At 61.8% G+C, this 14,626-nt stretch carries 14 protein-coding genes and 1 tRNA gene; 5 read left to right on the top strand and 10 right to left on the bottom strand.

What is annotated here, in order from left to right; translation table 11 throughout:
• Positions 1-15: 15 nt before the first annotated feature.
• The 3 genes from GR183_RS20535 (at position 16) to GR183_RS20545 (ending at position 2,989) form a co-directional block, all read left to right on the top strand.
• The gene (locus GR183_RS20535) at positions 16-1,578 is read left to right on the top strand and encodes an undecaprenyl-phosphate glucose phosphotransferase (protein WP_160777558.1); all 1,563 of its coding nucleotides are present in this window, start codon (positions 16-18) and stop codon (positions 1,576-1,578) included.
• A complete protein-coding gene (locus tag GR183_RS20540; protein ID WP_160777559.1) occupies positions 1,575-2,882 on the top strand; it encodes an O-antigen ligase family protein in 1,308 nt (435 codons plus the stop codon). The genes GR183_RS20535 and GR183_RS20540 overlap by 4 nt, the downstream gene beginning before the upstream one ends.
• Positions 2,883-2,912: 30 nt before the next feature.
• Positions 2,913-2,989 (top strand) — tRNA-Pro (locus tag GR183_RS20545).
• Between the two features lie 202 nt (positions 2,990-3,191).
• Here GR183_RS20545 and GR183_RS20550 read toward each other — a convergent pair.
• Genes GR183_RS20550 through GR183_RS20560 form a run of 3 tightly spaced genes read right to left on the bottom strand, consistent with a single transcriptional unit; the run spans position 3,192 to position 7,269 of the window.
• Complete coding sequence (locus GR183_RS20550) at positions 3,192-4,925, bottom strand: 2-hydroxyacyl-CoA lyase (RefSeq protein ID WP_160777560.1); 1,734 nt, start codon at positions 4,923-4,925, stop codon at positions 3,192-3,194.
• 57 nt (positions 4,926-4,982) lie between these two features.
• A complete protein-coding gene (locus GR183_RS20555; protein WP_160777561.1) occupies positions 4,983-6,542 on the bottom strand; it encodes a class I adenylate-forming enzyme family protein in 1,560 nt (519 codons plus the stop codon).
• 52 nt (positions 6,543-6,594) lie between these two features.
• Positions 6,595-7,269 (bottom strand): GntR family transcriptional regulator, encoded by a 675-nt coding sequence (locus GR183_RS20560; RefSeq protein WP_160777562.1) that lies wholly within the window; start codon positions 7,267-7,269, stop codon positions 6,595-6,597.
• Between the two features lie 275 nt (positions 7,270-7,544).
• On the opposite strand from GR183_RS20560, the gene GR183_RS20565 reads away from it, so the two are divergent.
• The gene (locus GR183_RS20565) at positions 7,545-8,288 is read left to right on the top strand and encodes an SDR family NAD(P)-dependent oxidoreductase (RefSeq protein ID WP_160777563.1); all 744 of its coding nucleotides are present in this window, start codon (positions 7,545-7,547) and stop codon (positions 8,286-8,288) included.
• Between the two features lie 291 nt (positions 8,289-8,579).
• Here the strand turns inward: GR183_RS20565 and GR183_RS20575 are convergent, their stop codons facing one another.
• From GR183_RS20575 to GR183_RS20605, 7 genes are all read right to left on the bottom strand, one after another.
• Positions 8,580-8,792, bottom strand: a complete 213-nt coding sequence (locus GR183_RS20575) for a hypothetical protein (protein WP_160777564.1) — start codon at positions 8,790-8,792, stop codon at positions 8,580-8,582.
• A gap of 587 nt (positions 8,793-9,379) precedes the next feature.
• The gene (locus GR183_RS20580) at positions 9,380-10,033 is read right to left on the bottom strand and encodes a MerR family transcriptional regulator (RefSeq protein ID WP_160777565.1); all 654 of its coding nucleotides are present in this window, start codon (positions 10,031-10,033) and stop codon (positions 9,380-9,382) included.
• 87 nt (positions 10,034-10,120) lie between these two features.
• Positions 10,121-10,438, bottom strand: coding sequence for an integration host factor subunit alpha (locus GR183_RS20585; RefSeq protein ID WP_160777566.1), 318 nt, complete (start codon positions 10,436-10,438; stop codon positions 10,121-10,123).
• Between the two features lie 151 nt (positions 10,439-10,589).
• Positions 10,590-11,567, bottom strand: coding sequence for a beta-ketoacyl-ACP synthase III (locus tag GR183_RS20590; protein WP_160777567.1), 978 nt, complete (start codon positions 11,565-11,567; stop codon positions 10,590-10,592).
• A complete protein-coding gene (plsX, locus tag GR183_RS20595; protein WP_160777568.1) occupies positions 11,564-12,619 on the bottom strand; it encodes a phosphate acyltransferase PlsX in 1,056 nt (351 codons plus the stop codon). The genes GR183_RS20590 and plsX overlap by 4 nt, the downstream gene beginning before the upstream one ends.
• Before the next feature lie 264 nt (positions 12,620-12,883).
• On the bottom strand, positions 12,884-13,462 hold the full coding sequence (locus GR183_RS20600; protein WP_160777569.1) for a DUF177 domain-containing protein: 579 nt from the start codon (positions 13,460-13,462) through the stop codon (positions 12,884-12,886).
• A gap of 11 nt (positions 13,463-13,473) precedes the next feature.
• Positions 13,474-14,016 carry a ubiquinol-cytochrome C chaperone family protein gene (locus GR183_RS20605; RefSeq protein ID WP_160777570.1) on the bottom strand — a complete coding sequence of 181 codons (543 nt, stop codon included), beginning with the start codon at positions 14,014-14,016 and terminating at the stop codon, positions 13,474-13,476.
• 96 nt (positions 14,017-14,112) lie between these two features.
• On the opposite strand from GR183_RS20605, the gene GR183_RS20610 reads away from it, so the two are divergent.
• On the top strand, positions 14,113-14,550 hold the full coding sequence (locus tag GR183_RS20610; protein ID WP_160777571.1) for an outer membrane protein assembly factor BamE: 438 nt from the start codon (positions 14,113-14,115) through the stop codon (positions 14,548-14,550).
• The last annotated feature ends 76 nt before the right edge of the window (positions 14,551-14,626 follow it).

A 14,626-nucleotide genomic window follows, 5' to 3' on the forward strand; every position in this document is an offset into this window, starting at 1 on the left:
CTCTCGGGAGCGAAGATGTTCGACAACGGTTCTTCGAGAAGCACGGTCAAGACGTTCGACCTGCGTGAGGTAAGTGCTGCCCTTCCCCCCGGGCAAGCCGTCCGCCAGGACGAGCTTGAAGACGACCGCCTGCCGCCGCTCGCCGCCGAAATCGCACGCACCCTGCAGACCGCGACGATCTCTCCGTCCGTGCTTGGCGGCTCGATGCGCCTGATCGACCTTCTGATCGTCGGCGGTCTTGGGCTTGCCACGCTTTATTCCGCCGTTCCGGGCCTGTCCTCGTTGGCATGGCTGCATGTCGTACCGCTCGTTGCGGCAATTGTGCTATCGGCTGCGTTCTTCCAGGCGGCGGACTGTTATCAGATTCCGGTCATGCGCACGGTCCTGCCCCAGGTCGGGCGCACGCTGATCGCATGGTCGATGGTATTCGGCGTATTCCTGATTTCCGGCGCGTTCCTCAAGCCGTTTCAGGACTTGCCGGCCGTCTGGTTCGGCTTGTGGTATTCCTTCGCCTTGATCGCACTGACGCTTTCGCGCGCGATACTTTCCGCCTTCGTGCGCGGCTGGACGAAAAAGGGCCGGCTCGAGCGCCGCGCGATCATCGTCGGCGGGGGCGAAACGGCGGCAGATCTCATTCACGAGATCGAGGCCCAATCGGATAACGACATCCGCATCTGCGGCATTTTCGATGACCGCAACGATGAACGCTCGCCGGCGCTCGTCGCCGGCTACCCCAAGCTCGGCACCATTCAGGATCTGGTGAACTTCGCCCGCATCGCGCGGATCGACATGCTCATCGTCACGATCCCGCTGCGTGCGGAAAAGCGCCTGGTGGAGTTTCTGCAGAAGCTCTGGGTACTGCCGGTCGATATCCGCCTTTCCGCGCATACCGACAAGGTGCGCTTTCGCGAGCGCGCGTCCTCCTTCATCGGCACGGTGCCCTTCGTGGATGTCGTCGAAAAGCCGATAGCCGACTGGGACGCAATATCGAAGCGGGTGTTCGACCTTTTTTTCTCGGTCCTGCTTCTGGTGGCGCTTTCTCCGCTCATGCTGGCCGTCGCTGCCGCCATCCGCTTGGACAGCAAGGGGCCGGTGCTGTTCCGCCAGAAGCGCTACGGCTTCAACAATGAAGTCATAAACGTCCTGAAGTTCCGTTCCATGTATCACGACATGGCGGACCCGTCGGCGAAGAAGGTCGTGACGAAGGACGACCCGCGCGTCACGAAGGTCGGGCGCTTCATCCGCAAGACCTCGCTCGACGAGCTGCCGCAGCTCGTCAACGTTCTGCGGGGCGAGCTTTCGCTCGTCGGTCCGCGTCCGCATGCCGTCAACGCGCACACCAACGAGCGTCTTTGGGAGCAGGTCGTCGACGGGTATTTCGCCCGCCACAAGGTCCGCCCGGGCGTGACCGGCTGGGCGCAGATCAACGGCTGGCGGGGCGAGGTCGACACACCTGAAAAGATCCAGAAGCGCGTGGAGTTCGACGTCTATTACATCGAGAACTGGTCGGTCCTGTTCGACCTTTACATTCTCCTACGCACGCCCTTTGCGCTGCTCAATACGGAAAACGCCTATTGACCGCGCTCACCGCCACGACAGGCCCTTTCCCGAAGGTCGCCCGCTCGCCGGTCAGGCCGACGGCAGGCGGCGTGACGGCGGCGGCCCTTTGGGTCGCGGTCTTTCTCGGCGGGTTCGTGATCCGCGAGCCTGCTCCTTATGAGCTTTACATGCTGGCGCTCGTCAGCGTCTGGGCCATTTTCGGGCTCACGCTGTCATCCGGCATCGGGCCCATGGTCGTGTGCTATCTCGTTTATATCGCGGGCGGTCTTCTGTCGGTCACCGTCGCGGGCAATCTCGGGCAGGCGGCAATGTATGTCGCCGTCAGCGGATTTCTGGCGATCACCGCGATCTTCTATGCCGCGGTCGTGGCGGATGACCCGCGGCGTCTGGGCGTTATCCGCAGCGCCTATGTGGCAAGTGCGGCCTTCGTCGGCGGCATCGGCATCCTGGGCTACTTCGGCCTCATTCCGGGCGCGGAACTTTTCACGCTCTACGACCGGGCGAAAGGCACCTTCGAGGATCCGAACGTCTTCGGTCCCTTTCTCGTCCTGCCGACCGCCTTTATCATTCGCGACATCCTCACCCGCCCTTTGCGTGAGTGTCGGGGCGCCATCGCGCTTACCGCGCTTCTGGTTCTGGCGATCTTCCTTTCGTTTTCGCGCGCGGCCTGGGGCCTTCTGGCCTTCACCGGGCTGGGGCTTTATCTGCTGGTTTTCATCGGAGAACGAAGCTCCGTCCGAAGGGCAAGGCTCGTCGGGCTCGCGATCGCCGGCACCGCTTTCCTGATCGCGCTTCTCGCCGTTGCCCTTTCTTTCGACATGGTCTCTTCGCTGTTTGAAGAACGCGCAAGACTCGTGCAGGACTATGACGCCTCGCGCCTTGGCCGGTTCGCGCGCCACGCCGCCGGCTTTCAGATGATCATGGACAAGCCGCTCGGCCTCGGCGCGCTGGAGTTCCGCAACTTCTTCCCGGAGGACGAGCACAACTCCTACCTCAAGGCCTTCACGAGCTACGGCTGGCTCGGCGGCTTTTCATATTTCATCTTGATGGTATGGACGCTTGTCCGCCTCTTCCCGCTCGTCTTTCAGCCGCGTGCGTGGCAGCCTTATGCACAATGCATTTTCGTGGTCTTTTTCGGCCACGCCTTGATCGCCGTCGTTATCGATACGGATCACTGGCGGCACATGTACATGCTGGTGGGGCTGGCATGGGGCCTGATCGCGGCGGAATCCGGTGTGCTGCGCCGCTTGCGCGCCAAGGGCGCCCAGACGAGAAAAAGAATATCCACCGCCGTTTCAAGGCCCCTTGCGCCCCGCTCATGAAGCGGATAGGTAGAGATCACCGTTTCCTGACGGGCAGTAGCGCAGCCTGGTAGCGCACTTCACTGGGGGTGAAGGGGTCGTCGGTTCAAATCCGGCCTGCCCGACCAATCTTTCCAATTACCTGGCCAATCTTGGTAAAGCGTCCCTTTGTTCACATGAACGAAAGCGCGCATCAGAGGTCGGGAATCTGCCAAAAATCATTAACTTGCAGCCCATTCCCGTCGCAAGATCCGGTTCGGAGAAACGCGCCGGCTCAGAGCGTGCGTTTCTCCTTTTGCCTGATCTCCACAGGCCTATTTTACTCGCGTATCAGGCCGTCTCGCGGCGTTTGCGTTCCGCGTCGTCCCAGGCTGTCAGTGCCTGGTAATCGGGCACGAAGCCGAGGCCCTTTTTCGCATCCGAAGAGATCGCGTCCTGAGACGTCACGACGTCGATCACCGCTGGCGCGTTTTCGAGCCCCCTGCGGATCGCGCCGGCAAGGTCATCCGGGTTCTCCACGCGCTCTCCATAGGCGCCAAGGGCCTTCGCCATGGCCGCATAGTCGGAGTGGCGCAGAACGGTCCCCACGACCCTGCCGCCGTAATTGGCCTCCTGGTCGTAGCGCTCGATGTTCCATGCGGCATTATTGGATACGATGAAGACGGCCTTCGCGCCGTGGCGCACGGCCGTATCGATCTCCATCGCATTGATCCCATAAGCACCGTCGCCATTGACCGAGATCACCTGCCGGTCGGGATAAGCCAGCGCCGCGGCCACGGCGAAGGGCACGCCAACGCCCAGACAGCCGAACGCGCCGGCATCGAGATATGTCGATGCGCTCAGGCCGATGCGCGCGAAGCTCAGGAGGTCGCCGCCATCCGCGATCGCGATGTAGTCGGGCTCGGCCACCTCGCGCAACGCTTCGAAGATCGCCATCGGGTGCACCTTCCCGTCGCCGCCCGTGCGGGGAGCCGGATTGAGCTTGCCCTGGGCAAGGCGTTCCCAATGCTTGGCGCGCAGACCCTCCAGCCAGTCCGCGTCGCGCGTCCCGGCGTCGTTGCCGAGTGCTCGCGTCAGCGCGTCGAGGGCGAGGTCCACCGAAGCAAGGATCTCCGGAGAACCGCGCCGGTTGTCCACCAGTTCGCCGTCCGTGTCGGCAATGCGCAGGAACCGCGCCGCCGGGAACACGGCGGGCGAACCGAAGCCAAGCTGGTAGTCCAGCTTTCGCCCAAGCGTGATGACGAGGTCGGCCTGCGTCATCGCCGCCGCACGCACCGCGCCCACGACCGCCGGATGGTCCGCCGGGACCAGGCCCCGGCTCTCCTGCGTATCGAGGTAGAGCGCATCGGCGGTGTCCAGGAAGCGCACAAGCGCCTCGCCTGCGTTTCGCGCGCCGCGTCCGCTTATGACGAGCGGGCGTTTCGCCTTTCGAATTGCATCGACTGCCTCGGCAACGCGCTCCGGTTCCGGCGGAAGGCGTCGCTGCGGATGAGGGTTCAGCCAGTCTTCGGCGACCAGTCCGGCGGCAACGCGCGTGCGCAGCACGTCCGTCGGTATCTCGATATAGGAGGGTCCCGGTTCGCCGAGTGCGCCGAAGGCCCGCGCAATGGCTTCGTCGAGTTCGCGCATGACCTGTTCCGCGACACGGGCGGTGCGCGCGTAACGGCTTACCGGTCGCATGATATCGACATGCGGAATATCCTGCAGCGGTCCCATGTTGGCTTGCGGTCGCGAGGTACAGCCCCCTATCAGCAGCACGGGGGCCCGGGCCAGAGATGCGTTCGCCATGCCTGTCACGCAGTTGGTCACACCCGGTCCGGCGGTCACCATCGCGACGCCAAGGTCACCGGTCAGTTCGGCATGGGCATGTGCCATATGCACGGCCGCGCCCTCGTCGCGAACATCTGTGATCTTGATCCCCTGCCGGGCGAGATGGTCCCAGATCGGCTGGATGTGGCCGCCCTGAAGGCCGAAAACCCGTCCCACCCCGCGCTTCTTTAAGGCGAGCGCGATCCAGGCGGCGACATTGTCCTCGTCGCGGTTGAGGTCTTGTTGTTCGGTCATCGCATCTCTCCCTGGCCTTGTTTCCTGTTTGCCCGGTGGTTTCCTGTTTGCCCGGTGTCAGGCGTCGCGTTCGGCAAGCATGTCGCGAAGAACGCGGTGGAGGATCTTGCCTGTCGCGGTGCGCGGCATCTCGGAATGATCGAGCAGGACAACCGTTCTCGGCCGCTTGTAGCCGGCAAGCTTGCCTTTCGACCATTCGATGAGTTCTTCGGATGTAGCGCTCGCGTCCTCGCGCAGGACCACTGCGGCTGCGACCCGCTCTCCCCACTTTTCGTCGGGACATCCGACGACGGCGACGTCGCCTACCGCCGGGTGGGTGGACAGGACGTTCTCCACTTCCGACGGATAAATGTTCTCGCCACCGGAAATGATCATGTTCTTCTTGCGGTCGATCAGCCGGATGTAGCCATCCGCGTCACGCATCGCCATGTCGCCGACCGAAAGGTAGTTGCCGCGGAAGGCTTCGGCGGTCTTTTCCGGCAGGTTCCAGTAGCCGTCGAAGGCATATGGGCCGCAGGAATAGAGTTCGCCGGGTTCTCCGTCGGGCACCTCGTCGCCGTTCTCGTCAAGGAGCCGGATCGGTGCCGAGCCGACAACTTCGCGCCCGACCGTGCCAAGATGGTCGAACTGCTCGTCGGGGTGAAGCATCGTCACCCATCCGGCTTCTGTCGAACCGTAAAGCTCGAACAGCCCCGAATTGGGAAACATCTTCATGACCGCCCGCTTGGTTTCGGCGCGCGCAGGCGCCGACGAGATCATGAGCTTCTCGACGCTTTCGAAACCGGCCTCGCCGCGCTCGCCCGGCGGGACGTCGAGCATCATGGCGAAATGGGTCGGCACAAGGGATGTGAACGTGACGCCGGTCCGCCCGATGATCCGCAAACAGAGTGCCGGATCGAAGCTCGGACGCGAAAACACCGTCACCGCCGCACCGACATAAAGAAACGCAGTGAAGAAATTCAGCGAGTTGGCATGGCACATCGGCATGACGAGCAGCGCGTCGTCCGAGCGCTTGAGGCCAAGTTCCACATCGGTCATGAGCGCAAGCATTGCCATGCCCCGGTGTCCGCGTATGGCCCCTTTCGGCTTGCCGGTCGTGCCGGAGGTATACATGAGGCACCAGGGGTCATGGCCCTCGACGCTCACCTCCGGCTCGGACGCACCGGACTCCGCGATCAGCGCCTCGTAGGAACGCCAGCCATCGGGCGTCTCGCCGCCGAAATGGACATAGCGCTCCGCCGCGATGGAAAGGGGTTCGCGCACACCCTTGGCGATGTCGAGAAGCGCATCTTCGGCAATGAATGCGGCGACGCCGCAATCCTCGCAGATGTAGAGCGCTTCCTGCGCCGTCAGCCGGAAGTTGATCGGCACGGCGACCAGACCCGCCTTTGCGAGAGCGGCATAGATCTCGGCCCATTCCACGCGGTTGTAGGCAAGCACCGCGACACGATCACCCTTGCGAAGACCGAGCCCGATCAGCCCGTTCGCGAGCCGGCAGGCGCGGTCGTTCCATTCCCGAAAGGTCATTTCGCGCTCAAGGTCGCGTGCGCCGAGGCGGTCCGGCTGAAGCCGCGCATGGGCGCTCAGCATCTCTCCGACAGTCAATACCGGCTGCATGGCAGCTATCCTCCCACAAGGCGCCGATTATTTTTTCTTGCCGGTCGCAGAGCTATTTTTCGCTCAAGGCGGCCTTCAGTGTCTTTGCGGCGCGAAGGTCGTGATCGATCGCAAGTTCCTCAGCCCTGGAAGGCTCACCGGCAACGATCGCATCGAGAATTTCGGCGTGTTGACGCCAGATCTCGCGCGGCAGTTCCGCATGGCGCAGGACATCGCCCATGGCCCGGCGCAGGAACCGCCAATGCGGTTCCGCTGCGCGTGCCAGAAGCGGGTTGCCGGAGGCCCGATAGATCAGGTCATGAAAGGCCGCGTCGTGACGGACCTGATCGCCAACGGCACCGTTGCGCACAGCCGTCTCGCCCAGCCGCAGCACCTCCCCCCCGCGTTCGGCGAGTTTCCGGCCGAAGGCCTTGCCGTCCCGGCATCGCGTCGCGGCCATGCGCGCCGCTAGGCCGTCCAGCGCGGCGCGGATGTCGTAGTGGTGGCGCACGAAGTCGAGGTCGAGCGGCGTGACCTGCAAGCCCCTGCGGCCGATTTCCTCGACCATGCCGTCCGCCTTCAAAAGCGCCATCGCCTGCTGGACCGGCTGACGCGAGACGCCGAGACGCTCCGCCAGCTGCTCCTGGACAAGATGCGCGCCCGCCGGAAGCGCGCCGTCGCAGATCTCATCGGCGATCACGTCATAGACCTGTTGCGTCAAGCTGGGCTGGGTCTGGATGAGCTTCATTTCTGCATTCCGAATTCTGAATTCAGAGTTCAATACGCAAAGCAGGCCTTTTTGTCAAATAAGTTTACGTAACGGAATTTTCCCTCTCGAATCCCGAATTGCCGCCGGGAGCGAACAGGTCACCGGCTCAAAACCATCTCCACGACACCCATCGTGAAAACGGCGCGCCTCGGTTTCCGCACGTTAATTCGCGCGGTCGGCCTTCCTTCGGATTACAATCGAATTGCACTCCGGCAGCTCGTTTGAAACACGGGCGCCATGCGGGAAACGGTGCGATGGTGCAGCGGTTTGTAGGTAAGGTCGCGATCGTGACGGGGGCCGGAAGCGGGATCGGCTTCGCCACCGCCAAGCGCTTATCGGCGGAGGGCGCAGCCGTTGTCGCCGCTGTATTCGACAAGGATCAGCTTTCAGCGGTTGGTGCCTTCGACGGCCAGGTCATGGACGTGCGGGACGAGGCCGATTGGGATCGCGTTCTGGCCCATATCGTAAAGGCCCATGGCGGGCTTGATGTGCTGGTAAACAACGCCGGTGTGCACCGCGTCGCCGGCGTGGAGGAAACCACCCGCGAAATCTGGGATTTTATCAGCGATACCAATCTCTACGGCACGCTTTTGGGCTGTCGCAAAGCTATCCCCCTTCTCCGACGGCGGGGCGGCGGGGCAATCGTCAACCTGTCGTCATTCGCCGCAATTCGCGGCGTCCCGCGCCAGGTGGCCTACGCGACCTCAAAGGGCGGCATCCTGGCCATGACGCTGGCGCTCGCGGTCGATCATGTCCACGAGCGTATCCGGGTGAATTGCGTTTGCCCGGGCGCGACCGGCACTCCGATCATCGACGCCCTTGTCGCCACGAGCGACGATCCTGACCGCTTTCGCGAGCAGCTTGCGGCGCGATCGCCAATGGGCGTGATGGCAAGGCCGGAGGAGGTCGCGGCCGCCATCGCTTATCTCGCCAGCGACGACGCCACGAATACCACCGGCATTACCCTTCCCGTCGACGGTGGACGAAGCGGCAGATAAGCCTTATTCGATTTTTCTGTGATGGAAATCGTTCGGCAATGCGCGGCGCTCGACCGCGCCATTCGGAAGCGTTGCCCTATCCGAACACCGCCCTCACCACACCTGGTCTAGAATCCGCTTGCATTCCAGCAGTTCGAAGAGCGTCGCCTGCATGCGGCGGATGTCGTCCTTGGAAAGCTGGCCTTCTGCATGCGCATTCCACGTTGCAGATCGAGATCGGCATCATCTTCCCAATCCCACTTAGAACCGAATGGAGAGGCGCGATTGCCACCGCGCCTCAATCATCGTCATCTAAGTGGCTGGAGGAATCTCAGAAAATTTAAATCCAGCCTTTATTTCAGATATCCGCCCGGGATTGACGTCATAATCGGCGGCGATCCGGTTCAGAAACTCACCCTGTAAGATGCGTTTCTTAATCTCTGGAACCCATTCCGGGAGAATCTTCCTTGAGGGTGCACGAACTCCGCGCGGGCTGCTGCCGCGCCATTTTTCTTCATCGGACATTAGATTCTTTCAATTGTCCAAATATCCGAGATCGCCTTGATAATGAGGGCCGTGTGCGGTAATTCTTCCGCACACGGGGGAGTAACCTCATAAGGTTCGCGGCGATCCCTTTCGATAGCGAACCTGACCCGTATCGGCAGCTCGGAGATCCAGTCCGAGCTGCCTCTTAGTCATCAATACAATCTTAAGTAAAATATGTCCGCTGCGAGCGTCAAGCAGCACTTCCCATTGATTGTGGGCAAAAAACTAATACCCACCAAATGTTGTGGTCTTTTGTGGATAGCGGGGGGCTCGTGAATGGCAAGTTGACCTGAAGGCACAAATTCTATGCTTCATCCGGTTGACAAAAATTTATTACGAATCACCGCAGTATCTATACAAATATACAAGTAAATACTTCAAATAAGCGTTAACCTGAAATGCATAAAAACTCATACAAAAACTTATCCGTCTATATTGTTAATCGAACGCATTAAAAAGCATAGCCTATAAAAATCTAAATCCCTAAAAATTAAATTTTCAATCAAATATCTAGATTAAACGGCAGTTATATTCTTCAGAATATTATAGAAAAATTATTTATATACTCACCGCGCCTGGTCGAGGATGCGCTTGCACTCCAGCAACTCGAAGAGCGTTGCCTGCATGCGGCGGATGTCGTCCTTGGAAAGCTGGCCGCCGGGTTGCGGGTCGGGGCGTTCGCGCCAAAGGCGGTCCATGAAGCGCAAGCCCCCGCGCTGGCCGCCCTCTTCCTCGCCGACGAGGACATCGCGAGGAGCGGCCTCTTCTTCCCCATCCACATTTTGGGCATCGTGGCGGTCGCTCTCGCCCATCTCCGCGTCATCCGCCTTGCCTGCGCGCGGCGAGCGATAGGCGCGGTCGTCCTCCGGCGCCTCATAGCGCTGTCCGGAGCCTTCGCCTGCGCCGGCGGGCGCGACGGCCGCGACCGGAACCGAGATCGCATCTTCTTGCCAGATCTGCATGACGAAACGCGGCCCCTGCTCTTTCAGGATCCGTTGCACGCCCTTGATCGTGTAGCCTTCGTTGTAGAGCAGGTGTCGGATACCGCGCAGGAGTTCGACATCGTCCGGGCGGTAGTATCGCCTGCCGCCGCCGCGCTTCAGCGGCCTGATCTGCACGAACCGCGTCTCCCAGAACCGCAGGACATGCTGTGGCAGGTCGAGCGAATCCGCGACTTCGCTGATGGTACGGAATGCGTCCGGGCTTTTGTCCGTGCTCACCGGTCGTTGTCAGCCTTGTGGATTACCCTGTCGGGACGGTTTCGGGGATATGCCGGCTTTGCCTTCGCTGAAAGACCGGGGCGCCATTCACTCCCCCGCGCCGGCGTAGGACAACGCCTCGTTGATGCGCTGCTTCAGCACATTCGACGGTTTGAAGACCATGACCCGGCGCGGCGAAATCGGCACTTCCTCGCCGGTCTTGGGGTTGCGCCCGATCCTTTCCCCCTTGGAGCGGACGACGAACGACCCGAATGACGAAAGCTTCACAGCTTCGCCGGTCACCAGGCAATCCGCGATTTCCGACAGGACGCTTTCCACGAGTTCCGCGGATTCGGAGCGCGAGAGACCTACCTTTTGATAGACCGCTTCGCAGAGATCCGCGCGAGTAACCGTTTTACCGCCCATGGCCCCTCCTTGGCCAGGATCAAAGATCTGGCTTTTATATGACACAAGTCTTTGAAGTTGCGAATTACGGTATTGGTTCAGAGGGATACGGTCAACCGCTTCGAACCGGCGTTCTGCGAAAAAGGGAAAAAACCTGCGTAGCGTGGCTCTTTTACCAGCGAAGCATCACCGAACCCCATGTGAAGCCGCCGCCCATCGCCTCCAGAAGCACCGTCTGGCCGCGTTTTATGCGCCCGTCGCGCACCGCGGCGTCAAGCGCGAGCGGGATGGATGCGGCCGAGGTGTTGCCGTGTTCGTCCACCGTCACAACCACCTTCTCGGGCGCGATGCCGAGCTTCTTGGCGCTTGCGTCGATGATGCGCCGGTTCGCCTGGTGCGGCACGAACCAGTCGAGGTTTTCCGCGGAAATGCCGGTGTCGTCGAACGCGTCCTCGATCACGTCGGTGATCATGGAAACCGCATGCTTGAAGACCTCGCGCCCTTCCATCTTCAGCGTGCCGACGGTCTGGGTCGAAGACGGGCCGCCGTCGACGAAGAGCTTTTCCTTGTGCCGTCCGTCGGAACGCAGGTGCGAGGACAGGATGCCCCGGTCGAAGGCCGTTCCCTCGCCTTCCTGGCCTTCAAGGACGACTGCGCCCGCCCCGTCGCCGAAAAGGACGCAGGTCGTACGGTCGTTCCAGTCAAGGATGCGCGAGAAGGTTTCCGCGCCGATCACCAGCACCCGCCGGGCGAGGCCGCCGCGAATATAGGCGTCCGCCGTCGCCATGGCGTAGACGAAACCCGAACAGACCGCGTGAACGTCGAAAGCGAAGCCGGAGGTGATGCCGAGCTTGGCCTGCACCGTGACAGCGGATGCGGGAAAGGTGTTGTCGGGCGTTGCGGTCGCAAGAATGATCAGGTCGATGCTTTCCGGCGCGACGCCGGCCGCCTCAAGCGCTCTTTTCGAGGCTTCCAGCGCGAGATCGGAGGTCATCTCGCCTTCGGCCGCGATATGGCGGGCCTTGATGCCCGTGCGCTGGACGATCCACTCGTCGGAGGTATCGACCATCCTGGCAAGGTCTTCGTTTGTAAGCCGTTTCTCGGGCAGGTAGCTCCCCGTGCCCAGAACCACCGATCGCGTTACCGTCACTTCACACCTTCCGTCGCGCCGGCGAAGCGGCCGCGGTGATAATGGACAAGATCCTGCGAGATCTTGTCGAGCAGTTTGTTGCGCTGCATTTCGTATGCGAGTTCGACCGCGGAGGCGAAGCCTTCCGCATCCGTGCCGCCATGGCTCTTGATGACGATGCCGTTGAGGCCGAGGAAAACTCCGCCGTTCACCTTGCGCGGGTCCATCTTGTCGCGCAGCCGGTCGAATGCGCTTTTGGCAAGTATATAGCCCACTTTGGCCAGAAATGTACGCTTCATCGCGGAGCGCAGGTATTCGCCGATCTGCTTTGCGGTGCCCTCGGCCGTCTTGAGCGCGATGTTGCCGGCGAAGCCTTCGGTCACCACCACGTCGACCGTGCCCCGGCCGAGGTCGTCGCCTTCCACGAAGCCGGCATAGTCGAGCGAGGGCAGCCCCGCATCGCGCAGGAGCCTGCCTGCCGTGCGCACCTCTTCAAGGCCCTTGACCTCTTCCACGCCGATGTTGAGCAGGCCGACGCTCGGCCGCTCGATGCTGAAGAGCGCGCGCGCCATCGCACCGCCGAGGATGGAAAAATCGATCAGCTGCTGGGCGTCCGCGCCGATCGTGGCGCCCACGTCGAGAACGATGGATTCGCCGCGCATCGTCGGCCAGATCGCCGCGATAGCCGGACGCTCGATATTCGCCATCGTCCTCAGGCAGAACTTGGACATGGCCATCAGCGCGCCGGTGTTGCCGGCGGAGACGGCCACATGCGCCTCGCCCGTCTTCACCGCTTCCAGCGAGCGCCACATGCTGGATTTCCAGCGCCCCTGGCGCAGCGCCTGGCTGGGTTTTGCATCCATCGCCACGGCAATATCGCAATGGTGGAAGGTCGATGCCGCCTTCAGTGCCGGATAGCGCTCCAGAATCGGCAGGACGGTTCCTTCGTTGCCGTAGATTGCGAATCTTGCGTCCGGCCGCCGCTCCAGCGCGATTGCCGCACCGGGGATGACGACATCGGCGCCGTAGTCGCCGCCCATGGCATCCAGCGATATCGTGATGGTATCCGCCATATATCGTGTCTTGCCGTTCGGCCTTTCCTCTCCGCGCGCCGCCGCGCGCGGCAGTCGCGTCCCCGCGGCTTGGGCCGACCGGAAATTCGATCGGATCCACCACCCCGGATCCAACTGCCCTTACTCTTCCTTCAGTGCAGCTTGATTGATTCTCGTAAACTGGGGCAACACCGGCATGATCCGGCCAACGGCCAAGTCATACCGGGATGCCGGAACATACCTGTTTCGCAAGCGGTGACAACCGGATTTTGCTCGTTCGCGTTCTTAATCCTGCTTGTTCGCCTTTTCCTTCAGTGCCTTGAGGGCCGCGAAGGGCGACGGCGGGCGCTCGTCTTGCCCGTCGTCGTTTCCTGCCCTTGCCACGATCCCGTCGGGAGATCCCGCCCCCTTGGCCCTGGGGAATGGATCGAGCATCAGCGCGAACTGCTCGCAGGCCACCGCCCCCAGGTCGATCGTCCCGTTGACGATCGGCTCGGGCGGATCGTCGCTTTCGAAGTCGACGTCGATCTCGGCATCCTCAACGCGCGGAACGGCGCGCATCGCTTCCTCTTCGGGCAGGAAACGCACCTGGAACGTCTCGTCGATGTCCTGCTCCACCGGTTCGAGCGTGATGACGCATTGCTGCACGGCGCTCGCGCGAAGCCGCCCCTTCACGGCGACCCCGGTCTTGCGCCAGGGCCTCAGTTCCATTTCAACGTCGAAGGCGGGCAGATCGACAAGGCCGTATGCGGCGATCATCGCCGCGCGCTCCTCATCGCTTGGGTGAATGCTCGCGGCTTCAGGCTTGTCGCCGATGCGGGTGACGTCCCGCACCCGCGAGACGGGGGTGGTGAATTCCGGCATGGTCTTTTTCTTTATGCGGTGAATGCGGTCTCGTCGATCCAGGCGATATTGCCTGAAAGAAGGCTTTGCAGAGGCTCGGCCTTCAGGCTTTGCGTCGTCGCCTCCATATAGGCGGCAATCGCGCTCGCCGCCACCGGGTCTCCTTCGTCGGGAAAGAGGTTGCGGTCGACCGCGCGCGTCAACGCCTCGTGATCGCCCGTTTCGATCGCTTCGGTGTAGACCCCGGCCCTGCCGTAGAACATCTCCGCCATCTTCTTGATCTTCTTCGGCACGCTGACGTCGCCGACGCCGAGTTCGCGCAGGTTCCGGTCCATGTCCTGGAAGAAGAGGTCGAACACCTCCTGCGAGAAGGCGGAAGCTTGTTCGTCCTTTTCCTTGCCGAAGCGGTAAAAGACGAGGATCGCATGCAGCACGATCAGGTCGTATCGCCCGTCGATCGTATCCGGCACGCGCAAGCCTTCGTAGAAATGCGGGCGGCGCGCCTGCTCCACGATCTTGTTGTAGACAGCATAGACCGATGGATTCTCGCGCTTGCGGAAAAATCCGAACACCATTTCATGCCTCACTCCGACCACAGTTGCCAAGTGGCCTATCGCAGGTTAGGGAGTTTGCCAAGAACGGCGAAGGCAGACGGCACAAGGTGATCACAGATGAAGTCATGGCTACGCGGCGCGGTTCTGGCAAGCGCGCTCGCTCTTCCTCTCGGCGGTTGTTTTACCACGACACTGACTCACGGTCATGTCATCTCGCCGGATACGGTGCAGGACGTGCAGATCGGCTCCAGCCGAGAGCAGGTGGAACTGGTGCTCGGTTCCCCGTCGACCACCTCGCGCCTTGAAGGCGATGCCTATTACTACATCTCCCAGGTGACGGAGACGACCGCCTTCCTGCCGCCCGAAGTGGTGGAGCAGCGCGTGGTCGCCGTTTACTTCGACGAGGAAGGCTTCGTGCGCGACGTCGGCTTCTACAGCCTTGAGGACGGCAAGGTCGTCGATATCCTGACCCGCAAGACGCGCACGGGCGGCGCCGACTACGGCTTCCTGACGCAGATCCTGCGCGGCGCGCAGAACCCGTCGCTCGGGCTTTAGAGCATGTCCCCCAAAAGTGGGAACCGGTTTTGGGACAAGGACATGCGCAATATCAAATAGATAGAGCGCGTTCGGT

The sequence above is a fragment of the Stappia sediminis genome, from assembly GCF_009826895.1.
GTDB classification, from domain to species: Bacteria; Pseudomonadota; Alphaproteobacteria; order Rhizobiales; family Stappiaceae; genus Hongsoonwoonella; species Hongsoonwoonella sediminis.